The organism is Streptomyces sp. NPDC004542, assembly GCF_040610035.1.
GTDB lineage: Bacteria > Actinomycetota > Actinomycetes > Streptomycetales > Streptomycetaceae > Streptomyces.
This window is the reverse complement of sequence record NZ_JBEXLP010000062.1, coordinates 22907-44872: the sequence shown is the minus strand read 5'-3', so window position 1 is coordinate 44872 and position 21966 is coordinate 22907. Positions and strand designations below refer to the sequence as shown.

General features: G+C 72.5%; 20 protein-coding genes and 2 pseudogenes. 12 read left to right on the top strand and 10 right to left on the bottom strand.

Annotation, left to right across the window (positions count from 1 at the left end; translation table 11 throughout):
• Positions 1-101: sigma factor-like helix-turn-helix DNA-binding protein (locus ABZX30_RS27190; RefSeq protein WP_355937950.1), on the top strand; the 101-nt coding region annotated here is incomplete at its 5' end.
• Positions 102-145: 44 nt separating this feature from the next.
• On the opposite strand, the gene ABZX30_RS27185 is transcribed toward ABZX30_RS27190, so the two are convergent.
• Together ABZX30_RS27185 and ABZX30_RS27180 are read right to left on the bottom strand one after the other, a co-directional pair.
• Positions 146-760, bottom strand: coding sequence for an FMN reductase (locus ABZX30_RS27185; protein WP_355937944.1), 615 nt, complete (start codon positions 758-760; stop codon positions 146-148).
• Positions 757-1854, bottom strand: coding sequence for an LLM class flavin-dependent oxidoreductase (locus ABZX30_RS27180; RefSeq protein ID WP_355937942.1), 1098 nt, complete (start codon positions 1852-1854; stop codon positions 757-759). The genes ABZX30_RS27185 and ABZX30_RS27180 overlap by 4 nt, the downstream gene beginning before the upstream one ends.
• Before the next feature lie 326 nt (positions 1855-2180).
• Here ABZX30_RS27180 and ABZX30_RS27175 point away from each other — a divergent pair, with 326 nt between their 5' ends.
• Positions 2181-2630 (top strand): DUF5709 domain-containing protein, encoded by a 450-nt coding sequence (locus ABZX30_RS27175; RefSeq protein ID WP_355937948.1) that lies wholly within the window; start codon positions 2181-2183, stop codon positions 2628-2630.
• A 30-nt stretch (positions 2631-2660) separates the two neighbouring features.
• Here the strand turns inward: ABZX30_RS27175 and ABZX30_RS27170 are convergent, their stop codons facing one another.
• The 5 genes from ABZX30_RS27170 to ABZX30_RS27150 all read right to left on the bottom strand — a co-directional run bounded on the left by ABZX30_RS27170 (position 2661) and on the right by ABZX30_RS27150 (position 9375).
• The gene (locus ABZX30_RS27170; protein ID WP_355937940.1) at positions 2661-3497 is read right to left on the bottom strand and encodes an alpha/beta hydrolase; all 837 of its coding nucleotides are present in this window, start codon (positions 3495-3497) and stop codon (positions 2661-2663) included.
• 281 nt (positions 3498-3778) lie between these two features.
• Complete coding sequence (gene meaB, locus ABZX30_RS27165; RefSeq protein WP_355937938.1) at positions 3779-4783, bottom strand: methylmalonyl Co-A mutase-associated GTPase MeaB; 1005 nt, start codon at positions 4781-4783, stop codon at positions 3779-3781.
• Between the two features lie 6 nt (positions 4784-4789).
• Positions 4790-6964: a methylmalonyl-CoA mutase gene (gene scpA / locus ABZX30_RS27160; protein ID WP_355937936.1), complete on the bottom strand. Its 2175-nt coding sequence runs from the start codon at positions 6962-6964 to the stop codon at positions 4790-4792.
• Positions 6964-8772, bottom strand: coding sequence for a methylmalonyl-CoA mutase subunit beta (locus ABZX30_RS27155; RefSeq protein ID WP_355937934.1), 1809 nt, complete (start codon positions 8770-8772; stop codon positions 6964-6966). The genes scpA and ABZX30_RS27155 overlap by 1 nt, the downstream gene beginning before the upstream one ends.
• Positions 8773-8868: 96 nt before the next feature.
• Positions 8869-9375 (bottom strand): MarR family transcriptional regulator, encoded by a 507-nt coding sequence (locus ABZX30_RS27150; protein ID WP_355937932.1) that lies wholly within the window; start codon positions 9373-9375, stop codon positions 8869-8871.
• A gap of 87 nt (positions 9376-9462) precedes the next feature.
• Here ABZX30_RS27150 and ABZX30_RS27145 point away from each other — a divergent pair, with 87 nt between their 5' ends.
• On the top strand, positions 9463-9978 hold the full coding sequence (locus ABZX30_RS27145) for a YceI family protein (protein WP_355937930.1): 516 nt from the start codon (positions 9463-9465) through the stop codon (positions 9976-9978).
• Positions 9979-9980: 2 nt separating this feature from the next.
• Here the strand turns inward: ABZX30_RS27145 and ABZX30_RS27140 are convergent, their stop codons facing one another.
• Positions 9981-11663 carry a hypothetical protein gene (locus tag ABZX30_RS27140; protein ID WP_355937928.1) on the bottom strand — a complete coding sequence of 561 codons (1683 nt, stop codon included), beginning with the start codon at positions 11661-11663 and terminating at the stop codon, positions 9981-9983.
• Positions 11664-11975: 312 nt separating this feature from the next.
• Here ABZX30_RS27140 and ABZX30_RS27135 point away from each other — a divergent pair, with 312 nt between their 5' ends.
• The 5 genes from ABZX30_RS27135 to ABZX30_RS27115 all read left to right on the top strand — a co-directional run bounded on the left by ABZX30_RS27135 (position 11976) and on the right by ABZX30_RS27115 (position 15958).
• Positions 11976-12365 carry a cell division protein SepF gene (locus ABZX30_RS27135; protein WP_355937926.1) on the top strand — a complete coding sequence of 130 codons (390 nt, stop codon included), beginning with the start codon at positions 11976-11978 and terminating at the stop codon, positions 12363-12365.
• A gap of 437 nt (positions 12366-12802) precedes the next feature.
• Positions 12803-13963, top strand: coding sequence for an ATP-binding protein (locus tag ABZX30_RS27130; protein WP_355937946.1), 1161 nt, complete (start codon positions 12803-12805; stop codon positions 13961-13963).
• Positions 13960-14301, top strand: a complete 342-nt coding sequence (locus tag ABZX30_RS27125; protein ID WP_355937924.1) for a nucleotide pyrophosphohydrolase — start codon at positions 13960-13962, stop codon at positions 14299-14301. Before ABZX30_RS27130 ends, ABZX30_RS27125 begins: the two co-directional genes overlap by 4 nt.
• Positions 14302-14488: 187 nt before the next feature.
• Positions 14489-14968: a DUF6099 family protein gene (locus ABZX30_RS27120; RefSeq protein WP_355937922.1), complete on the top strand. Its 480-nt coding sequence runs from the start codon at positions 14489-14491 to the stop codon at positions 14966-14968.
• A 66-nt stretch (positions 14969-15034) separates the two neighbouring features.
• Positions 15035-15958 carry an LLM class F420-dependent oxidoreductase gene (locus tag ABZX30_RS27115; RefSeq protein ID WP_355937920.1) on the top strand — a complete coding sequence of 308 codons (924 nt, stop codon included), beginning with the start codon at positions 15035-15037 and terminating at the stop codon, positions 15956-15958.
• A 295-nt stretch (positions 15959-16253) separates the two neighbouring features.
• On the opposite strand, the gene ABZX30_RS27110 is transcribed toward ABZX30_RS27115, so the two are convergent.
• Positions 16254-16682, bottom strand: coding sequence for a hypothetical protein (locus ABZX30_RS27110; protein ID WP_355937918.1), 429 nt, complete (start codon positions 16680-16682; stop codon positions 16254-16256).
• 208 nt (positions 16683-16890) lie between these two features.
• On the opposite strand from ABZX30_RS27110, the gene ABZX30_RS27105 reads away from it, so the two are divergent.
• Entirely contained in the window at positions 16891-18585 is a 1695-nt protein-coding gene (locus ABZX30_RS27105) for a helix-turn-helix domain-containing protein (RefSeq protein ID WP_355937916.1), read from the top strand.
• 9 nt (positions 18586-18594) lie between these two features.
• Here ABZX30_RS27105 and ABZX30_RS27100 read toward each other — a convergent pair.
• A pseudogene (locus tag ABZX30_RS27100) lies at positions 18595-18915 on the bottom strand (transposase); the annotation flags it as partial.
• Between ABZX30_RS27100 and ABZX30_RS27095 the strand changes: the two are divergent.
• The 3 genes and pseudogenes from ABZX30_RS27095 to ABZX30_RS27085 all read left to right on the top strand — a co-directional run.
• Positions 18911-19312: pseudogene (locus ABZX30_RS27095) on the top strand (polynucleotide kinase-phosphatase); the annotation flags it as partial. The pseudogenes ABZX30_RS27100 and ABZX30_RS27095 overlap by 5 nt on opposite strands.
• A 207-nt stretch (positions 19313-19519) precedes the next feature.
• Positions 19520-21385: a RiPP maturation radical SAM C-methyltransferase gene (locus ABZX30_RS27090; RefSeq protein ID WP_355937914.1), complete on the top strand. Its 1866-nt coding sequence runs from the start codon at positions 19520-19522 to the stop codon at positions 21383-21385.
• Positions 21382-21924, top strand: a complete 543-nt coding sequence (locus ABZX30_RS27085; protein ID WP_355937912.1) for a DUF5825 family protein — start codon at positions 21382-21384, stop codon at positions 21922-21924. The genes ABZX30_RS27090 and ABZX30_RS27085 overlap by 4 nt, the downstream gene beginning before the upstream one ends.
• Positions 21925-21966: the final 42 nt, after the last annotated feature.

Below are 21966 nucleotides of genomic sequence, written 5' to 3'. Positions count from 1 at the left end.
CGCAGATCGGTGAGCGGCTGGGTGTCTCCCAGATGCATGTCTCCCGGCTGATCTCCCGCCTGCTGAACCGGCTGCGCGCGGGCATGCTCAGCACCAGCTGAGGGGTGGGCGGGGCAGCGACGTGCGCTGCCCCACCGGGTCGGTCTCAGTCGAAGCGCAGGTCGGACAGCTGTTGTTCGAGTGCGGTGATGTCGTCGTCCTCGGTTTCGGTCCGCTCCGGGCGGGCGGCCATGAGGGCGGCGAGCTCGTCGGCTGACCGCCGTATGCGTGCGGGCAGGCCTTCGGCGTACGCGTCGCCACCCGACCCCCAGTCCTCGGACGCCGCGTAGACGGCGGTCGGGGCGAGTGCCGCGCGCAGGTAGGCGAAGAGCGGGCGCAGGGCGTGTTCCAGGACCAGGGAGTGGCGGGCCGTGCCTCCCGTGGCCGCGATGAGCACCGGCTTGGCGGTGAGGGCGTCGGGGTCGATCAGGTCGAAGAAGGACTTGAACAGCCCGCTGTAGGAGGCGGAGAACACCGGGCTCACGGCGATCAGACCGTCGGCGCCCGTCACCTCGGCTATCGCGGCGGCCAGCGGGGGCTGAGGCCACCCGGTGACCAGGTTGTTGGCGATGGCGACGGCCAGTTCGCGCAGTTCGACGACGACGGTCTGCACGGCGTGCTCCGCACCGAGCCGGTCCTGGACCGACTCGGCGAGACGGTCGGCGAGCAGGCGCGTGGAGGAGGGGGAACTCAGCCCCGCGGACACGACCACCAGTTTCATGCGGCCGTGCCTTCCTGGGCGGGTGCCGCGGCGGCCACCCGGGCCGCGTGGGTCGGGGCGTCCGGCACGTCGGCCGAGCGGCCGATCGCGAACTCCTTGCGCAGTACGGGCACCACCTCCTCGCCGAGCAGGTCGAGCTGTTCCAGGACGGTCTTCAGGGGCAGGCCCGCGTGGTCCATCAGGAACAGCTGCCGCTGGTAGTCGCCGACGACTGTGCGGAAGGACAGGGTCCGCTCGATGACCTGCTGGGGAGAGCCCACGGTCAGCGGGGTCTGCTCGGTGAACTCCTCGAGCGAGGGCCCGTGCCCGTACACGGGCGCGTTGTCGAAGTACGGCCGGAACTCCCGTACCGCGTCCTGGGAGTTCTTGCGCATGAACACCTGGCCGCCCAGCCCGACGATCGCCTGCTGGGGCGTGCCGTGCCCGTAGTGCGCGTACCGCCGCCGGTACAACTGGACCATCCGCCTGGTGTGGTCGGCCGGCCAGAAGATGTTGTTGTGGAAGAAGCCGTCGCCGTGGAACGCCGCCAGGTCGGCGATCTCCGGGGAGCGGATGGAGCCGTGCCAGACGAACGGCGGTACGCCGTCCAGCGGGCGCGGGGTGGAGGTGAAGCTCTGGAGCGGGGTGCGGAACTTGCCTTCCCAGTCCACCACGTCCTCGCGCCACAGCCGGCGCAGCAGGGCGTAGTTCTCCTTGGCGAGGGCGAGACCCTGCCGGATGTCCTGCCCGAACCACGGATACACCGGGCCGGTGTTGCCGCGGCCCGTCATCAGGTCGACGCGCCCGTCCGCGAGGTGCTGCAGCATCGCGTAGTCCTCGGCGATCTTCACCGGGTCGTTGGTGGTGATCAGCGTCGTGGCGGTGGACAGGACCAGCTTCTCGGTGCGGGCGGCGATGTAGCCGAGCATCGTGGTCGGGGACGACGGCACGAACGGCGGGTTGTGGTGCTCACCGGTCGCGAAGACGTCCAGACCGACCTCCTCCGCCTTGACGGCGATGGCGACCATCGCCTTGATCCGTTCGTGCTCCGACGGCGTACGGCCGCTGGTCGGGTCGGGGGTCACGTCCCCCACCGAGAAAATTCCGAACTGCATGGGGCCTCTTCGTGCCGGCGACTGTGTGGGTGCCGGAAATGTAGGCACCGGCCGGGCGGTCGACGTGTCCGTGTGCGCAGCGGAGCTTGACCGTCCGTGCCCACTCCGGGCCGGGGACGGGGCCCGGCGTCCTTCGCGCGCCCGGTTCTTGCCCAGGAGTGCACGGTTGCGGCGCCGAGGAGGTGGCGGGGCAGCCGGAAGGGGACACTTGTGGCCCGTCACCGTGTTCGCCGGGACGGCGTGGTGCAGCGGACGGGCCTGGAGAGGGGGCTGCCCCGGCCCTCCGGCCCCCGGACGACGAGGGAGCGCGAGTGGCCGACGAAGCGATGGGTGACGAGGTCTACCAGCCGGACGGTTCCGGCGTGCAGGACGACGCCGGGCTGCTCGACGCCTCGGACACCCTTGACTACCGGGCCGGCGAGCAGGCCCTGGACGAGGGCTACTCGCCCCCGGAGAGGCCGTGGGGCGTGGAGCACACGGGCGTCACGGCGGCGGAGCGGCTCAGGGGCGAGACCCTGGACGAGCGGCTGGCCGAGGAGGTGCCGGACATCGGTGTCCCGCAGGGTGACGGCCTGGGCGACACCTGGGACACGGACGGTGAGCTCATCGACGACGAGGTCGGGGACGAGCGCGCCGGACGGCTGGTCGCACCGGACGAGGGCAGCCGCCGGAACACCGAGTCCGATCTGATCGCCTCCGACCTCGGTCTGGACGGCGCCGGCGCGTCGGCCGAGGAGGCCGCGATGCACCTGATCCCCGACTCCGGGATCTACTGAGCGGGCGGCGGGCGCCCCGCGACGGCGGCCTCAGCCCTGCCCCTCCACGAAGGCGAGGATGTCGGGGTTGAGGACCTCGGGATGCGTCGACAGCATCCCGTGGGGGTAGCCCTCGTAACTCTTGAGCGTGCCGTTCCTGAGCAGCTCGGCGGATTTCGGGCCCGAGTCCGCGTACGGCACGACCTGGTCGTCCGTCCCGTGCATCACGAGGACGGGCACGTCGATCTTCCGCAGGTCCTCGGTGAAGTCGGTCTCGGAGAACGCCTTGATGCATGCGTAGTGGGCGTTCGCCGCACCCGTCATCCCCTGCAGCCACCACCGGTCGATCAGTCCCTGGGACACCTCGGCCCCGGGCCGGTTGAAGCCGTAGAAGGGTCCTGTGGGGACGTCGATGAAGAACTGGGCCCGGTTGGCGGCGAGAGCGGCGCGGAACCCGTCGAAGACCTCGATCGGCGTGCCCTCGGGATTGCTGTCCTTCTTCACCATGACCGGGGGGACGGCCGCGACGAGCACCGCCTTGGACACCCGGCCGGGCTTGGCCTGTGCCACGTAGCGCGCCACCTCGCCCCCGCCGGTGGAGTGCCCGACGTGCACCGCTCCCTGGAGATCCAGGGCGTCGGTCAGCACGTTGACGTCGGCGACGTAGGTGTCCATGTCGTGGCCGTTCGCGGGCTGGCTCGAGCGCCCGTGCCCCCGGCGGTCGTGGGCGATGACGCGGTACCCCTTGGCCAGGAAGTACAGCAACTGGGCGTCCCAGTCGTCCGAACTGAGCGGCCAGCCGTGATGGAAGACGATCGGCCGGCCGTCCCGGGGACCCCAGTCCTTGTAGAAGATGGTGGTGCCGTCCGGCGTGGTCACAGTGCCCATAACTGGTTCCTCCGCGGATTGGAAGGTGTCGCCACCGATCGAGCCTAGCCGGGACGGCCACGGTCAGCGCGGCGAGCGGCTCAGACCTGCTGTTCGAACCGGAGGCCTCCGTAGCGTCGCTCGGCGAGGTCCTCTCGGGTGCCCACGATCAGGGTCTGGGTGGTCCTTCACCGTGACGCCGGGAGCCGTCTCGACCAGGGCGAGGCCGCCCGGGGTGAGACCCGCGGTTCCGGGGCGCGGCCCGGGACATCGCCCGGAGCGGCGCCGTGCCGTGCCCGGGCTCACCCCCCGGGCGGCGCGGCCGCGTCCGACTCGAACGCCCGCAGGATGCGCTCCGCGGCGCGGGTCGCCGTCAACGAGCCGTCCCTGACCTGCTGTTCGAGGCCGGGCGCGGCCTGCCGCACCGCCGGGTCCGCGTACAGCCGGCCCAACAGCTCGTCGCGGACCATGGCCCAGGTCCAGTCGACCTGCTGGTCCCGCCGCTTGGCGGTGAGCCGGCCGGTGGAGTCCAGCAGGGTGCGGTGCTGTTCGAGCCGTTCCCAGACCGTCTCCAGGCCGGTCGACTCACGCGCGCTGCAGCTCAGCACCGGCGGCGTCCAGAACGCGTCCTTGCCGTGCATCAGGCGCAGCGCGCCCGCCAGTTCACGGGCCGCCGCCCGCGCGTCGCGCTCGTGCGGGCCGTCCGCCTTGTTGACGGCGATCACGTCGGCCAGCTCCAGGACGCCCTTCTTGATGCCCTGCAACTGGTCGCCGGTGCGGGCCAGGGTCAGCAGGAGGAAGGAGTCGACCATGTCGGCGACCGCCGTCTCCGACTGGCCCACGCCGACGGTCTCCACCAGGATCACGTCGTAGCCCGCCGCCTCCATCACGACCATGGACTCACGGGTCGCCTTCGCCACCCCGCCCAGCGTGCCCGCGCTGGGGGAGGGCCGCACGAACGCCGCCGGGTCCACCGCGAGGCGCTCCATCCGGGTCTTGTCGCCCAGGATCGAGCCCCCGGTACGGGTGGAGGACGGGTCGACGGCCAGCACCGCCACCCGGTGCCCCAGCGAGGTCAGCAGCGTGCCGAACGCGTCGATGAACGTGGACTTGCCCACCCCCGGCACCCCGCTGATGCCGATCCGCCGCGCCCGGCCGCTGTGCGGGAGCAGCTCGGTGAGCAACTCCTGCGCCAGCGCCCGGTGCTGCGGGCGGGTGGACTCGACGAGCGTGATGGCCCGGGCCACGATCGCCCGCTTCCCGTCGAGCACACCCTTCACATACGTGTCGAGACCGATCGCTGCCACGGCGGACTACAGGTCGTGGCCGAGGTCGGCCGACAGCCGCTTCACCAGGTCGTGGGCCGCGTCCGGGATCACCGTCCCGGGCAGGAACACGGCCGCCGCGCCCATCTCCAGCAGCACCGGCACGTCCTGCGGCGGGATCACCCCGCCGACCACGATCATGATGTCCTCGCGGCCCTCCTCGGCGAGCTTCTCGCGCAGCGCCGGCACGAGGGTGAGGTGGCCGGCGGCCAGCGAGGACACGCCGACCACGTGGACGTCCGCCTCGACCGCCTGGCGGGCGACCTCCTGCGGCGTCTGGAACAGCGGGCCGACGTCCACGTCGAAGCCGAGGTCGGCGAAGGCCGTCGCGATCACCTTCTGGCCGCGGTCGTGGCCGTCCTGGCCCATCTTGGCGACCAGGATGCGCGGCCGGCGTCCCTCGGCCTCCTCGAAGGCGTCCACCAGGGCACGGGTGCGGTCCACGTTCGGGGACTGGCCTGCTTCGTTGCGGTACACGCCGGAGATCGTACGGATCTGGCTCGCGTGCCGGCCGTACACCTTCTCCAGGGCGTCGGAGATCTCGCCGACGGTCGCCTTGGCGCGGGCCGCGCGCACGGCCAGCTCCAGCAGGTTGTCCTTGCCGTCGGCGGCCCGGGTCAGCGCGTCCAGCGCGTCCCGGCAGGCGGTCTCGTCCCGCTCCGCGCGCAGCCGCCGCAGTTTCTCGATCTGCTGGGCCCGCACCGAGGAGTTGTCGACCTTGAGCACCTCGATCTGCTCGTCACTGTCCACGCGGTACTTGTTGACGCCGATCACCGGCTGGCGTCCCGAGTCGATCCGGGCCTGCGTGCGGGCCGCGGCCTCCTCCACCCGCAGCTTCGGAATGCCCGCGTCGATGGCCTGCGCCATGCCGCCCGCCTGCTCCACCTCCTGGATGTGCTGCCAGGCCTTGCGGGCGAGGTCGTACGTCAGCTTCTCCACGTACGCGCTGCCGCCCCACGGGTCGATCACCCGGGTGGTGCCGGACTCCTGCTGGATGAGCAGCTGGGTGTTGCGGGCGATGCGCGCGGAGAAGTCGGTGGGCAGCGCCAGCGCCTCGTCGAGGGCGTTGGTGTGCAGCGACTGGGTGTGCCCCTGGGTCGCCGCCATCGCCTCCACGCAGGTACGGGTGACGTTGTTGAACACGTCCTGCGCGGTCAGCGACCAGCCGGAGGTCTGCGCATGGGTGCGCAGGGAGAGGGACTTGGCGTTCTTCGGCTCGAACTGCGCGACCAGCTTGGCCCACAGCAGCCGGGCCGCCCTGAGCTTCGCGATCTCCATGAAGAAGTTCATGCCGATCGCCCAGAAGAACGACAGCCGGGGCGCGAACGCGTCCACGTCCAGGCCCGCCTCCCGCCCGGCCCGGATGTACTCCACGCCGTCGGCGAGGGTGTACGCCAGCTCCAGGTCGGCCGTCGCGCCCGCCTCCTGGATGTGGTACCCGGAGATGGAGATCGAGTTGTAGCGGGGCATCCGCCGCGAGGTGTACGCGAAGATGTCGGAGATGATCCGCATCGACGGCTTCGGCGGATAGATGTAGGTGTTGCGGACCATGAACTCCTTGAGGATGTCGTTCTGGATGGTCCCGGCCAGCTTCTCGGGAGGTACGCCCTGCTCCTCCGCCGCCACGATGTACAGCGCCAGGACCGGCAGCACCGCGCCGTTCATCGTCATCGACACGGTCATCCGGTCCAGCGGGATGCCGTCGAACAGCCGGCGCATGTCGAGGATCGAGTCGATGGCGACGCCCGCCATGCCGACGTCACCGGTCACCCGCGGGTGGTCGCTGTCGTACCCCCGGTGCGTGGGCAGGTCGAAGGCGACCGACAGGCCCTTCTGACCGGCCGCCAGGTTGCGCCGGTAGAACGCGTTGGACTCCTCGGCGGTGGAGAAGCCCGCGTACTGGCGGATCGTCCAGGGCTGGTTGACGTACATCGTCGGGTACGGGCCGCGCAGGTACGGGGCGATACCCGGGTACGTCCCCAGGAAGTCCAGGCCCTCCAGGTCACGCCCGGTGTACAGCGGCTTGACCCCGATGCCCTCCGGGGTCTCCCACAGCGGCTCCTCGCTCCCGGTCGCCCGCTCGACGGCCGTGCGCCACTCCTCGGCACTGCCGCCGGCGACGGGCGTCCCCAGCTCGATGCCGGAGAAGTCGGGGATTCCCATCAGGACACTCCCATGCGGTCGAGGGTCGCGGACAGCACGGCGACGGCGTCGCAGCCCGCGAAGACGTAACTGTCGACACCCGCGTACTCGGCGGGGCGGCCCGCGAGGAACACGTGGCGGGCGCCGGAGGCCTTGAGGAACTCGGCGGTCTGCGCCGCCTGTTCCGCGTAGAGCGCGTCACTGGAGCACAGCACGGCCTCGCCGGCGCCGCTGTCCTGGAAACCGCCCTCGGTGACCGGCTCGATCCCGCCCGCCTGGAAGAGGTTGGCGGCGAAGGCCGCGCGCGCGGTGTACGCGGCGGCCGGTCCGATCGTCGCGAGGAAGATCCGGGGGCGGGCGCCGGTCGCCGCGAGGTGGGCGTCCGAGCGGGCGCGCAGGGCCTCGAACGCCTCGTCACGGCGCACCCGCGGCAGCCCGCCGGACGGCGGCTCGGGAGCGGGCTCGCGCTCGACCGGCTTCTCCGCCAGGAGCGGGAACTCGCTGACGCCGGTGACGGGTTCGCGTCGCTTGGCGAGCCTCTTGGAGCGCTGCGCCCAGGTCGTCGCCAGGTCGGTGCGGATCCGGCCGGAGCGCAGGGCGGCCGCCGGGCCGCCGTCGCCCTCGATCGCGCGGAAGTACGCCCAGCCCGCCTCGGCGAGTTCGGCGGTCAGCCGCTCCACGTACCAGGAACCGCCCGCCGGGTCGATCACCCGGGCCAGGTGCGACTCCTCGACCAGGATCGTGGAGGTGTTGCGCGCGATACGGCGGGCGAACGCGTCCGGCAGGCCCAGGCCGTGGTCGAACGGCAGCACGGTGACGGCGTCCGCGCCGCCGACCCCGGCGGCCAGCGTGGCCACGGTCGTGCGCAGCATGTTCACCCACGGGTCGCGGCGGGTCATCATCACCGGCGAGGTCACGGCGTGCTGCGTCTGCGCGCCCGCGCCCGGCGCCCCGCACACCTCGGCCACCCGCGCCCACAGCCGGCGCGCCGCGCGCAGCTTGGCGATGGTCAGGAACTGGTCGGCGGTGGCCGCGTACCGGAACTCCAGTTGCCCTGCGGCCTGTTCGACGGTGAGGCCCGCCTCGGTCAGCTCCCGCAGGTAGGCCACGCCGGTGGCCAGGGACAGGCCCAGCTCCTGCGCGGCCGAGCCGCCCGCCTCGTGGTACGGCAGCGCGTCCACGGTCAGCGCGCGCAGCCCGGGGTGGCACTCGGCGCAGCGGGCGGCGAGCGCGGCGGCCGGCGCGAAGTCCAGGGGGGCGCCGGTGCGGGCCTCGTACCCGAGCGGGTCCGCGCCCAGGTTGCCGTGCGCGGCCTTCGGGTCGACGCCCCGCTCCTCGTACAGCCGCAGCAGCGCCTCGGCCGCGGCCGCCACGTCCCGGCCGGCGTCGAGCACGACCGGCGCCAGGTCGAGGTAGACGCCGTCGAGCACCTTGCCGAGCGAGGCCACCGGGATGCCGCCCTCGCCGAGCACCAGCCAGAGCGAGGTGACGCCGTTCTCCAGGTCGGTCAGGACGGCGCCGTCCTCGGCCGCCGCGTGCCGCTGGCGTACGTCCCAGCCGCCCCGGGTGTTGCCTTCGGGCCGGCCGCCGCGTACGAACGGGGCGAAACCGGGCAGGCCGGGATCGGGCGCGGCATCGCGCGTGGTGTACAGGGGCCGGGTGCGCAGCCCGTCCTCCAGCGTCGTGGACAGAGCGTCCTCAGCTGCCTCGCCCGAGACTTCCTTGCCCGACTTGCGCAGTACACCCTCGACCAGGTGGTGCCACTGCTCGTGTGTCGCGTCAGGGAACTCGGCGGCCAGTGAGAGCCCGTCGTCAGGCAGGACCGTCATGGCTCGGATGCTAGGGCAGGGCGCTCGAACGGGAGACGGACGAGGGCTGTGACGTTTCCCTCGCGTCGGCTGTGACCTGCGCCTCCCCGCTTCCGGTCAGCTTTTGAGGGGATCGTCCTCGGGGTCCGGGACCAGTGCGGAGACGGCCGCCCGCTGGTCGGGGCCCATGGAGTCGGCGAGGGCCTGCCGGACGGTCGCGGCCAGCAGGGCGGAGGTCTCCCTGAGCCGCTCGCGGGCCTTGTCGGTGAGGGCCACCTCGATGCCGCGCCGGTCGCCGCAGACGGACCTGCGGGTGATCAGACCCGCGTGCTGGAGGCAGGCGATCTGGTACGTGAGCCGGGTCTTCGGGCGGCCCAGGAGGTCGGCCACCTGGGTCATGCGCAGGCCGCCGGGCCGTTCGGCCAGCAGGCACAGGACCAGGAACTCGTCGTGGGAGACGTCGAGGGTGTCCTTCACGGCGCTGCGCAGGCGCTGTTCCACCGTGCCCGTCGCGGCCAGCAGGACCATCCAGGCGCGCAGCTCCGGCGGGAGCAGTCCGCCGCCGAGGGGCGGACACGCGGGCCGATCGGCCTGGTCGGCGGGGCGCTCGGCAGAAGTGGCCATGGCTTCGAGTCTACCTGTTGTCCAAATTTGAATCAGGTACTAGCGTGCTGTCATCCAAATTTGGACCACCAGTCTGGGAGTACGACCATGACCGTCGCCGTGGAAACCGGCCTCTGGCAGCTCGACCCGACCGCCTCCACCGTGGCCCTGCGGCACAAGACCTTCTGGGGTCTGGTCACCGTCAAGGGCACCTTCAGCGCCGTCACCGGCCAGGGCGAGGTCGCGCCCGACGGCTCCGCCACCGGCACCGTCACCCTGGACGCCGCCTCCCTCGACACCGGGAACGCCAAGCGCGACACCCACCTGCGCGCCGCCGACTTCTTCGACACCGACCACCACCCGGAGATCACCTTCGCCGTGCGCGGCGCCGAACTCCGCGCCGGCGACACCGCGCACATCACCGGTCAGCTCACCGTCCGCGGCGTCAGCCGGCCGCAGACCCTCATCGCCCGCCTGACGGGCGTGGCCGCCGACGCGCTCACGCTGGAGACGGAGTTCACCGTGGACCGCGACCAGTTCGGCATGGGCTGGAACCAGCTGGGCATGATGAGCGGCCCGACCACGGTGACCGCCACGCTCCGGTTCACCCGCGCCGAGGCCTGACCTCAGCCTTCCCGGCGGGCCCCGGCCAGCCGCACGTCCTGGCTGCTCAGGGTCTGCGGGCTCGCCGTGAACGCGCGCAGCCGGATCCGGACGTCCGGCCGCGGCACGGTGAACCGCCCGTCCGGCGCCCGGAGTTCGACCGTCGCCGTGGCGTGCGCGGGGATCGTGGCCGGGCCCCCCACCGGCGACCAGTACCTGGTCATCCCCTGCCCCGTGGTGAACATGAAGTGCGGGGCCAGGGCACCGTCCGCGGTGTTCGTCACCCGCACGGTCACCTCCGACACGGCGCCCGCCGAGACCCGCCGCACCGAGGTGAGCTCCATCCGCAGCGGCGGCCCGCCCGTCACCGCCATGGCCGCGCTCACCAGCGCCGGGGCGAGCAGCAGGGCGGCCGCGGCGATCCGGGCGGGGCGCCGCCGCGCGCCGGACAGCGGCCGGGGCCAGGGCTGCCAGGCGCCGGCGAAGTCCGACAGGGGCACGGTGATCGCCGCCGCCAGCCACAGCGGGGTCATCATCAGGTAGTAGCCGTCCTGCGAGCGGGTGGCCAGGTAGAAGGCGCACCAGGGCAGGACCGTCGCCGCCGGACCCAGCCGCCGTACGAACAGCACGAACAGCGCGAGCAGGGCCGCCGCCAGCAGCATGCTCGCGTGGCCGTACCAGTCCAGCCGGCCGCTGCCGTCGGTGAAGTACAGCGAGACGTCCACCAGGCCCTGTCCGTGCAGCACCGCGCCCTGCGTCAGCGGCAGCGCGATCCCGGACAGCCAGCCGCCCGGCTCGTGCACGACGAAGTACGTGTTGATCAGCAGCCAGACCGTGGCCGCGACCCCGGCGACGCGCAGCAGCACCAGCGCCGCCGCCCGCCCGCCCAGCTCACCGCGGCGCACCGCGTAGATCCCGGCCAGCAGGAACGGCGCGACGAACCAGGGCAGCTGCTGCGCCGCGCACGCCGCCCCCAGGCACGCGGCCCGCGCGATCCCCGCCGTCCCGAGCCGCCCGCCCCGCCCGATCCGGGGCCAGCGCACCACGACCGGGACGAGCAGGGCCAAACCCATGATCGCCGGGTAGCCGACCCGGGCGTACGACGGCAGGAAGCCGAAGCCCAGACAGGCCATCGTCGCCGCCGACCGCCACGGCACCGGCAGCATGCGCCACAGCGCGACCGTGCCGGCGATCAGCGCGCCCGTGCTCGCGGCCGTCGCGGCGGAACCGGCGTGCCCCAGCCACAGCAGCGGCGCGGTCAGCAGTGGGGCCAGCGGGGGATAGCCGTACGTGTAGTCGTAGCCGCCGTCTATGGTCGGGGTCAGGGCGATGCCGTGGCCGAAGAGCCAGGGCCAGGGCCGGCCGTAGACCTGGTGCCCGTGGACCAGTTCCCTGGCGGCCTGTGTGGTCAGGACCGCCTCGTCGCCGCCGTTGTGGTTCAGCGCCCAGGTGCACACGGTGAGCGTCACCGCCGTCACCAGCACCAGCAGGTCCAGGCGGGCCAGGGAGCGGGCCCGGCGGACCGTCAGCGCGAGCACGCCGGTCGCCAGGATCGACGCGTAGCACACGGAGATGGCCGCCGCGAGGACCAGGCGGTGCGTGGCCGCCTGCGTCCACACCGCCCGGGTGCCGATGAAGAGGCTCACGTCGGCGAGGACGGTCAGCACGCGGTGCCACTGCGGGGGTGAGTCCGGGGCGGCGGACACCGCCGACAGTGTCCGCCGGCCGGGTGTCACTCGTTGCGTCTCTGCCAAGTGCACGGGACCGGACGCTAACGGGGGGCGGTGAGCGGGGTGCGGGCGGAGGTGAAGAGTCCGGTGTGAGAGCGGTAAGAAGCCCCGATCCGGCAGGAAACGGCGGAGTTCGGGTCGACTTCTGATATCGCACATATGTTTTTTTGTGGTGCGGTGGAACGGGCGGGGCGGTCGCGCTTCGTGTCGCTGTTGGGCTGAACGGGTGACTTGGCGTAAGAATTGACCGGTGCAGGCAATGAGTGCGAGTCAGGGCGGGGGGAGCCGGTGAACCGATACGACGTCACCGATGAACAGTGGGAGGGGCTCGCCCAGGTCGTGCCGCTGCGGGGCCGGGACGCCTGGCCGTCCGCGGTCGGCCACCGCTCGCTGCCGGACGCGGAGACCGAGACCCGCCGCCGGTTCGTGGTGCTGCGGGTCAATGTGTTCGCCGACGCCCGCGACGTGGCCGAGACGCTCATGGCGGGCGCGCCCGTGCTGCTCGACCTGTCGGGCGCCGAGACCGAGGTCGCCAAGCGCGTCCTGGACTTCAGCACCGGGGTCGTCTTCGGCCTGGGCAGCGGCATGCACCGCGTCGACCGGAACGTCTTCCTGCTCACCCCGCCCGGCACCGAGGTCAGCGGGCTCATGGAGAGCGCGGGCATGTCGGGCACGTGAGCCCGGCGGTCCGTCGCGGACGGATCCGGTCCCCCGATCGTAGGAAGGTCCACGGGAGGTAACGGTTCGCCGTGCCGGCGGAGCCCTACGGTCCGGACATGCCCGTCTTCCCCCCACCCTCCGCCCCCGTCCCGCCCCCCGGGAACGCCGCCCCCGCCCCACACCCCGGAGCACCCCACGCCACCGGGACCGACAGCCCCGCACCGCCTCCGGCAGCGGCCGGTGCCGCCGGGCGGGACCTGTCGTCGCTGCCGGTGGCTCGGGCCGCCGGGCCGGATCCGTCGTCCGGGTCGTCGTCGGCGGCGTCGTCGGCGTGCGGTCCGCCCGGCGCGAGACCTGTCTCCGACCCGCCGGCCGGGGCACTGGGCGGGGCCGCTCACGGAGCAGGGGGAAGGACGCCCCTTTCGTCGGAGCCCGGCCGGGCTGCCGTGAGCGGCCTGCCGGTACCGGCGGCGGGCACCGGCCCGGCCGGCGGGGTGTCCGCGTGGAAGCGGCCGCGGATCACCGAGTTGCGGCTCTCCGCGTTCGCCGGGCACCGGCGCGCCGGGTTTCCGCTCGGGCCGCTCACCTTGTTCGCCGGGCCGAGCGGCAGCGGGAAGTCGACGGCGCTCCAGGCCTACGAGGCGCTGGCCCGGCTCGGGGGCGGCGCGCCGCTCGCGGAGGTGTTCCGGGACCCGGCCGCCTGCGTGCCGGAGCGGGCCCGGCCCGACGCCCAGCGGCGCCGCGGCTTCCGCATCGGCTGTACGGCCGACGGCGCCGAGGGCCCGGTTCGGCTCGACCTCGCGGTGCAGGCGGAACCGGAACTGCGCATCGTGGGCGAGCGGCTGACGGCAGGCGGGCTGGTCCTGCTGGAGACCGCCCTGCGCGATCCGGGCCGCAGCACCGTGCAGGCCGCCTGGCACACGGCGGGCTCGTCACCGGTGACCCGCGCCCCGCTCCCCGACGACCGGCTCGGCACCCCGCTCCTCCCGCTGCGGGTGGCGGGCAAGACGGAGGGACAGCGCCAGGTGCTCGCCGCCGCCGAGCAGATGGTCGTCGCGCTGCGCTCGGTCTTCGCCTGCGATCCCCGGCCCGAGGGCATGCGCGCCGCCGTACCCCTGGGCTCCGGACGGCTCCTGTCCGGCTGCGACAACCTCGCCGACGTCCTGTGGCGCACCCGCGCGGAGTGCGGCCGGCGGCACGCCCACCTGGTCGCCGCGGTGCGCGCCGGCTGCACGGGTCCCGTCGCCGACCTGCTGGCCGAACCGCTGGGCGACGGCACCGTCCGCGCGGTGCTCGACCGCGGCGACGGCATCCGCACGGCACTCGGGCGGCTCGGTGACGGCGAGCTCAGGTACCTGGCCCTGGCCCTGGTCATGCTCACCGGCCCGGGCGTCCTGGACGTCGACCCGCCCGGCGAGGTCCCCGCGGCGCTGCGCTCGCTCACCGTCCTCGCCGACGGTCTGGACCGGGCACTGGACTCCCGGCAGCGGGCGGAACTGCTGCGGCTGGCGGCGTGGACGTGCGGGGCCGGACACATCCGCCTCCTCGGGACGGTCGGGGACGCGTCATGGGCCGCCGGGGCGGAGGGCGTGACGGTGGTACACCTGGAGCCGTGACCGAACGCCTGGACGTGGCGAAACTGCAGCGCCGGCTGGCCGAGTTCGCGGCCGCCCGGAACTGGCAGCCCTACCACACCCCGAAGAACCTCGTGGCCGCCCTCAGCGTGGAGGCCTCCGAACTCGTCGAGATCTTTCAGTGGCTGACGCCCGAGGAGTCGGCCCGCGTCATGGACGACCCCGGCACCGCCCACCGTGTCACGGACGAGGTCGCCGACGTGCTGGCCTACCTGCTCCAGTTGTGCGAGGTGCTCGGCATCGACCCGCTGGCCGCCCTGGACGCCAAGATCGACCGCAACGAGCGGAGGTTCCCCGTGCCGGGGGCGGCGGACGCGTAGACGCGCGGTACCCGGGGTCGAAGACCCCGCGGAAGATCCCTTTCCGTTATTACTCTGCGGAGTCAAAAAGCTCGCCGAATCCGAATTGTTGTCCAGAGATTTCCGCCTTCCTCTGGCTTTACGTCTCAGTGACTCTCACTCTGGGTAGTGAACAGGATGAGTTCCGGCGGACGGACGGGGGCAGCGTATGGACGCGGTGCGGCTCATCGTGACGAGCAGGCGTGCCCTGGCGGCCGGCGGCGAGCCGGCCCAGACCCTGACGGAGGTGTGGCAGGCGCAGGCCCTGGCCCAGGCGATCGGCAGCCGTCTCGCGGTCTCCGGCCCGCCGGAGCTGCGGGGCGAGGCCCTGGGACTGACCGAGCTGGCGGGCCGGGGCTGCGGCGTCCTGGACACGCCGGCCCTGGACCCCGGCGACCTGCGCGCCGCCCAGCTGACCGAGCTGGACGACGCCCGCCAGGCCCTGCTGTGCCTCGGCGGCCTGCTCGGCGAGGTCGGCATAGCCCTCGTCGGCATCGCCAGCGCCGCGGCCGACGAGGCGACGTACTGGCAGTGCATGGAGGCGATCGACGCGGCGGACGAGTCCCGGGACCGCGTCCTGGAGATGCTCAGGAAGCTGGCGGCGAGGGAGAGGGAGGCGGCGGCGCTGGCGGAGAGGGAGGCGGGCTGACCGGCGACGGAAGATCCGCGTCCGGCCGGTGCGGTCGACGGGGCGACCGGCGTGCAGGATGGACGTATGGACCTTCGAATCTTCACCGAGCCCCAGCAGGGGGCCTCCTACGACACCTTGCTCACCGTGGCGAAGGCCACCGAGGACCTCGGGTTCGACGCCTTCTTCCGCTCCGACCACTACCTCCGCATGGGCGACGTGGACGGCCTCCCCGGCCCCACCGACGCCTGGATCACCCTGGCCGGCCTCGCCCGCGAGACCCGGCGGATCCGCCTCGGCACGCTGATGACCGCCGGCACCTTCCGGCTGCCCGGCGTGCTGGCCATCCAGGTCGCCCAGGTCGACCAGATGTCCGGCGGCCGGGTGGAACTCGGCATCGGCGCGGGCTGGTACGAGGAGGAGCACACGGCGTACGGCATCCCCTTCCCGAAGGAGAAGTTCGCCCGCCTCGAGGAACAGCTGGCGATCGTCACCGGGCTGTGGCGGACCGGGCTCGGCGACACCTTCGACTTCCACGGCACCTACTACGACCTCACCGACTCGCCCGCGCTGCCCAAGCCCGCCCAGCAGCGGATCCCGGTACTGATCGGCGGACAGGGCGCGAGCCGCACCCCGAGGCTGGCCGCCCGGTACGCCGACGAGTTCAACATGCCGTTCGCCTCGGTCGAGGACAGCGAACAGCAGTTCGGCCGGGTGCGCGCCGCCGCCGAGGCGGCCGGCCGCCGCCCCGACGAGCTGACGTACTCCAACGCCCTCGTCGTCTGCGTCGGCAAGGACGACCACGAGGTCGCCCGCAGGGCCGCCGCCATCGGCCGTGAGGTCGACGAGCTGAAGACCAACGGCCTGGCGGGCACCCCCTCCGAGGTCGTCGACAAGATCGGCCGGTACGCCGGGATCGGCTCCCGCCGGATCTACCTCCAGGTCCTCGACCTCGCCGACCTGGACCACCTGGAGCTGATCTCCAGCCAGGTCCAGTCCCAGCTGTCGTAGCGGCCCGGCCCACCGGTCCGAAAAGCCCGTACGGCGTGGACCATCCTTATCCGGCGGCCGAGGACGGTTACTACCACCGGCGTCAGGAGGAGTCCGGCGACCAGCCCATGGAATGGCCCGAGTGGCCGCCGACCAGTGCGCGGCCCTGACTGTCCCCGGTCCCGGTACGCCGCCTCCGCTCGGTCGGCGTGTCAAGGGCGTACCCGCGGGTAGCGCCGGATTCGCTCGAGAAGGACTCAGAGATGACGGGACCGCGCCTTGGTTCGACAGGCGCGGTCCCCTGAACTTCCCCCGGTCAGCTGGTCCAGTCGATGTGGACGTCGGTGGCGTTGGAGAACTTCCACCAGCCGCTGCCGGTGTGCGTCCACTTCTTCGGGATGCCGGAGTAGGCGCCCCAGTAGCTGGTGCCACTGGGGATGTAGATGGCGTCGATGTCCACGAGCTGTGGTGCCCCGTAGATGCTGTGGGGCTTGGCGTAGGCGACGGACGCGCAGTGGTCCTCGGACTGGTAGCTCTGGTCGGAGCCCGGAGCGTTCCAGTCGAGGCAGACCTTCACCTTGTGCGTGGTGTTGTTGAAGACCGTCCCGCAGACGATGCCGGCGCGGCAGCCGCCCATGAGATGGACGTCACCGGAGTCCGCCGCGTGGGCGGGCGTGACGGCGAGTGCGGTGGCGAACAGCGCGCCGGCACCGATGGCGGTGCCGAGTCGGGTGCGCAGATGCATGATTGACCTCTCGTACCTTCACTGCGCCGCTTGGTGGGGCGGCGCGGTTCCCCGTTTCGCCGTGGACCTGCCGGTGCACGGCGTGATCGAGACTGCCGAACCCTGCAACTGCGCCACAAGGCTTCCGCGTCCCTGTCGGGGAAAGGGATGAAACGACCACTCCCACCTGCGCCGACGGGGCGCGCTGGGACGCCGAAATGGGATGATCATGGGGTTACCGGGGACACCGGAGCTAGCCGGGCGCCTGCATGAGCTGAAGGAGCGCAGCGCCCGCAGCTACGCCGACCTTGCGGCCGACTGCGGCATCAGCACCTCCACTCTGCACCGCTACTGCCGGGGCCAGGTCCTGCCGGACAGCTACGGTCTGGTGGAACGCATCGCCCGCGCCTGCGGCGCCGAACGCGCCGAATTGGCCGAACTGTACCGGCTGTGGGAACGTGCCGACGCGGTCCGGTCGGCGGCACGCCAGGCGTCGGCCGCCGAGACCTCCACCATCGCCGGGAGCAACAACGCGGCGCACGGCGCCGGACCCACGCTCCCGTCCCCCGTCCGCCCGTCTCGGCCGCCCCGCCAACAGACTCGGCTGCTGCGGTGGTTCGCGGCTCTGGGCTGTCTGCTGATCGTGGTGACGCTCAGCACGACCGCATCCTCCCCCACATGGCACACCGGCCGAACCACGGCGCAGGACGTGTCGGGGCCGACCTGGTCGCAGTACCCGGCGACGGTGCCGGGCGCGTTCTACGGGGTGACTATGAACAACAGCAGCGGGGAGATGCCTGACTTCCGGGTGGGTGCCGTACGGCTGTGGGACAGCGAGACCCGCTGGGCGCAGGTCGAACCCGCGCGCGGGCGGTATGACTGGCGAGTGCCGGACCGACTGGTCGACGGCGCCCGAAAGGCCCGTCTGCCGGTCCTGTACACATTCGGCGGCACCCCCTCCTGGGCGGCTCCCGACGCTCCGCTGGGCCCCTACTTCGACGGCTCCCGTGCCGCCCCGCCCGACAATCTCGATGACTGGGTACGCTTCACCCGGGCCGTCGCGACCCGGTACGCGGGCCGGATCACGGCGTACGAACTGTGGGTGCTCGCCCCCTCCCCGCACTTCTTCACCGGCGACGCCGCGACGCTCGCCCGGATGACCCAGCGGGCCGGTGCCGTGATCCGGCAGGCCGACCCGGACGCGACGGTGGTGTGCCCGTCGATCGGGGATCTGTGGGAGCCAGCCTCGCAGCGGTTCCTGCGCGACTTCGCCGCGGCCGGCGGGTACCAGGCCTGCGACGTCGCCGGAGTGAAGCTCTACCCCCGCAGGGACGGCGATCCGCCGGAGAGCTTCGTCCGCCTCGCCCAGGTGATCGACCGCACCTTCCACACGGCCGGAGTCCGGCCCCGCCTGTGGAACACCGGGACGACGTACCGCATCCCCGAAGACAGGCCCCTGAGCCGGGCCCGCGCCGTCGCCTACGCGACCCGCTTCTACCTGATCGGCATGTACCTGCGCTATGACCGCATGTACTTCTACAACTGGGGCGGCACCAAGATCCCGCTCGTCCTGCAGGCCGCCGGAGGCGCACCGACCGCTGCGGCCAGAGCTGTGGACACGCTGCAGCGCTGGCTGGCCGGGGCCCGCATCACTGCCTGCGGCCAAGGACCCTCGGACGGACTGCCGGACCGGGTGTGGGAGTGCCGGTACCTGCTCACAGCCGCCTCCGATCACCCGGCGGGACCGGCCGTCGTCCGCTGGACTGAGTCCGGGACCGCGCTCATGCCCGCCGACCGCGGCGCCCATACCGTACGGTCGCTGGACGGCACTTCAGTCCCGGCCCCGGCAAGGCTGAGGATCACCGAACAGCCGCAGCTGATCACCCTGTCTGCTGAGGTCGGCAGCGACGTACGGCCTTGGTGACACGCCGGGCTAGTGTCCTGAGTCATTAATTCGTGTGCAGTATGCGTCGAGGATGTCGTCTGCGGTCTTCGTCCAGACGAACGGCTTGGGGTTCGTGTTCCACTCGTTGATCCAGCCGCGGATGTCCCGTTCGAGTTCGACGACGCTGCGGTGGGCCGAGCGGCGGAGTTTGCGGCAGGTCAGCTCGGCGAACCAGCGCTCCACGAGGTTGAGCCAGGACGCCGAGGTGGGGGTGAAGTGCAGATGGAAGCGGGGGTGACGCAGCACCCACTTCTTGACCGGCTCGGTCTTGCGGGTGGCGTAGTCGTCCAGGACCAGGTGGAGTTCGACCCGGCGGCTCCACGTCGACACCGGGGACCCGGGGTCGGTGCGGGCGGGCGTCGACTGGTGGCTGGAGATGACCGGCCGGGGCGGGGAGGGCATGGTCGTCAAGCCGGTGGGCGCGGTGGTGCGGAACGAGGAGGGCCGGCTGGTCCAGCCGGGCGTCAAGTGCCGGGGCCGCGAGTACCTGCGGATCGTCTACGGCCCGGAGTACACGCGCCCCGAGAACCTCGCCCGCCTGCGCAACCGCTTCCTGAACCACAAGCGGTCCCTGGCGATCCGCGAGTACGCGCTGGGCCTGGAGGCCCTGGACCGGCTCGCGGACGGTGAGCCGCTGTGGCGGGTGCACGAGGCGGTGTTCGGCGTGCTGGCGCTGGAGTCGGAGCCGGTGGACCCCCGGCTGTGAGTGTCCCGGAACACCCTTGTGTCGCGCAGGTCGCCGTCCATATGGTGAACAGCCGCAAGGCGCAAGGGTGTTCGAAGTGACGCGTCCCTGGGGAGTGGACATGGAGATCAAGAAGGTCGTCGTGCGCGAGGACCGGAGCACCAGCCGCCGGCCGGCCATCCTGGAGAAGAGACCGACCCGCTGACCGGGCGGACGGCGGACAACGGCATGCGTGTTCACCTGGTGACGATGCCGTGGCATCCGATCGACCTTCCCTCACTGCAACTGGGCCTGCTGCACCGGCTGGTGCGGCAGGCCCGGCCGCGTGACGAGGTGACGGAGTTCCACGGTTCGCTGCGCTGGGCGGAGTTCCTGCTGGAGCGCTCCGGCGGGCGGCTGCGGCCCGGCGACTACGTGGAGGTCGGCAGCGACTCGATCTTCCACGGTCTCGGCGACTGGGTCTTCTCCGGCGTCCTGTACGACGACCCCGACTGGGGGACCGCACGGCTGCGGGACTACGCGGCCGCGCGGGGCGTCTTCATCGACACCGCCCTCGCCATGCGCCCGTACGCGGCGGAGTTCGTCGCCGGGTGCGCGACCGAGGTACTGGCGGCCGAGCCCGATGTCGTCGGGTTCACCACCACCTTCATGCAGAACGTCGCCTCGCTCGCCCTGGCGCGTGAGCTCAAGCGCCGCCGCCCCGGACTCGCCGTGGTCTTCGGCGGCAGCAACTGCGACGGCCCCATGGGGCACGCCCTGCACCGCAACCACCCGTTCGTGGACCATGTGGTGCGCGGCGAGGGCGAGTACGCCTTCCCGGCCCTGTTGCGCCACCTGGACGACGGCACCCGGCCCGTGGACGTCCCCGGCCTGTGCTGGTGGGACGGCCCCGCCTCCCGCGCCAACCCGGAGGCCCGGCGCACGGTGGCCCCGGCCGACATCCCCTCGCCCGACTACGACCAGTGGCAGGCCGTGATGGAGGCCTCCCCGGTCGTGGAGTACGTCCACCCGAAGCTGGTGGTCGAGGGGGCGCGGGGCTGCTGGTGGGGCGAGAAGCACCACTGCACCTTCTGCGGGCTCAACGGCACCTCCATGGCCTTCCGCGCCAAGCCGGGGGAGCGGCTGTGGCAGGAGATCGACCGGCTGGTCCGGCGTCATCGCATCCTGGACGTCGTCACGGTCGACAACATCATCGACATGGCGTACTTCCGGGACTTCCTGCCCCGGGTCGTCGACAGCGGCTGGGACCTGCGACTGCACTACGAGGTCAAGTCCAACCTCACCCGCGACCAGCTCGGCCTCCTCGGCCGCTCCGGCACGGTGCACATCCAGCCCGGCATCGAGAGCCTGGGCAGCAGGGTCCTCGACCTCATGGACAAGGGGGTCACCGGAGCCCGCAACGTGCGCACCCTCAGGGAGTGCGAGAACCACTCGCTCACCTGCTCCTGGAACCTCCTCTACGGTTTCCCGGGCGAGAGAGCCGAGGACTACGACCCGGTGATCGACCAGCTCCCGGCCCTCGTCCACCTCCAGCCGCCCAGCGGTGCCCACCGCATCCAGCTGGAGCGGTTCAGCCCGCACTTCACCGATCCGGAGCTGGGCTTCGGCAAGCGGCGCCCGGCGGCGATGTACCAGCACGTCTACGACCTCCCCGAGGGCGAACTCACCGACCTGGTCTACCTGTTCGACACCGAGGATGCGGGCATCGGCGGCGCGGTCGAGCGGCGTCTGAAGGAGGCGGTCGCCGCGTGGCGGGCCGGGCACCCGCACTCCCGCCTGGAGTACGAGGAGAGCCGTGAGGAGGAGGGAGCCCTCCTGGTCCACGACCGCCGGCACGGCCGCCCGCACACCACCCACCGCTTCACCGGCTGGGCCGCGGCCGCCCTGCGCCGGCTGGAGGACGGCCGCACCGAGCCCGCCCTGCACCGGCTGCTGGGGAGGGACGGTCACGAGGTTCCCGCCGGCGTGCTCGGCGACTGGCTCCGGCGGGCCCTCGCCGTGGGCCTGGTGTTCCGTGACGGCCGGACGTACGTCTCCCTGCCCACCTGGGACACGCCGGTCCGGCTGCCCGACGGCGCGGGGGTGGGCCCATGACCGGGCTGCCCGCCGCCGTACCGCACCGGGTCACCGGGCGCCGGGTCGAGGTGAGCGAGCCGCTGCGGCTGGGTGCGGGAGGCCGGGAGACGGCGCAGGCGGTGCGGTTCCTGCGGGAGTGCCAGGGGCTGGGACTGACCGTCGCCTGGGAGGCGGCCGGGGCGGGGATGCCGTACGACGTGGCAGCCCTGCGCCACCTGCCGCCCCCGGCGGAGCACCCGGGCGAGCGGCCCGAGGCCGCCGACTGGCGGGCCCGCCACCGCCACGGGCTGCTCTACCACCGGCGCGGCCCGGACTTCGTCACCGTCCTGGACCGCAGACAGTCCGGCGGCGCGGCCCGGCTCACCCTCGACCACCCCGAGCTGGTCGCCGCCTTCCACACGCTGCTGGAGCCCACGCCCCTCGGTGAACTGCCCCCCGCCCGGCTGACGGCCGCCGGCCTGCTGGCCGCCGAACGGCTGGTCCTGGTCACCGGCGGCTGGGCGGTGACCCTGCCGCCCCGCATCCGGCGCTGGCCCGTGCCCTGCACCGCCGTGTGAGGACCGGCGTCAGCCCCTCAGCGGCAGCCCCTCGGCGGCAGT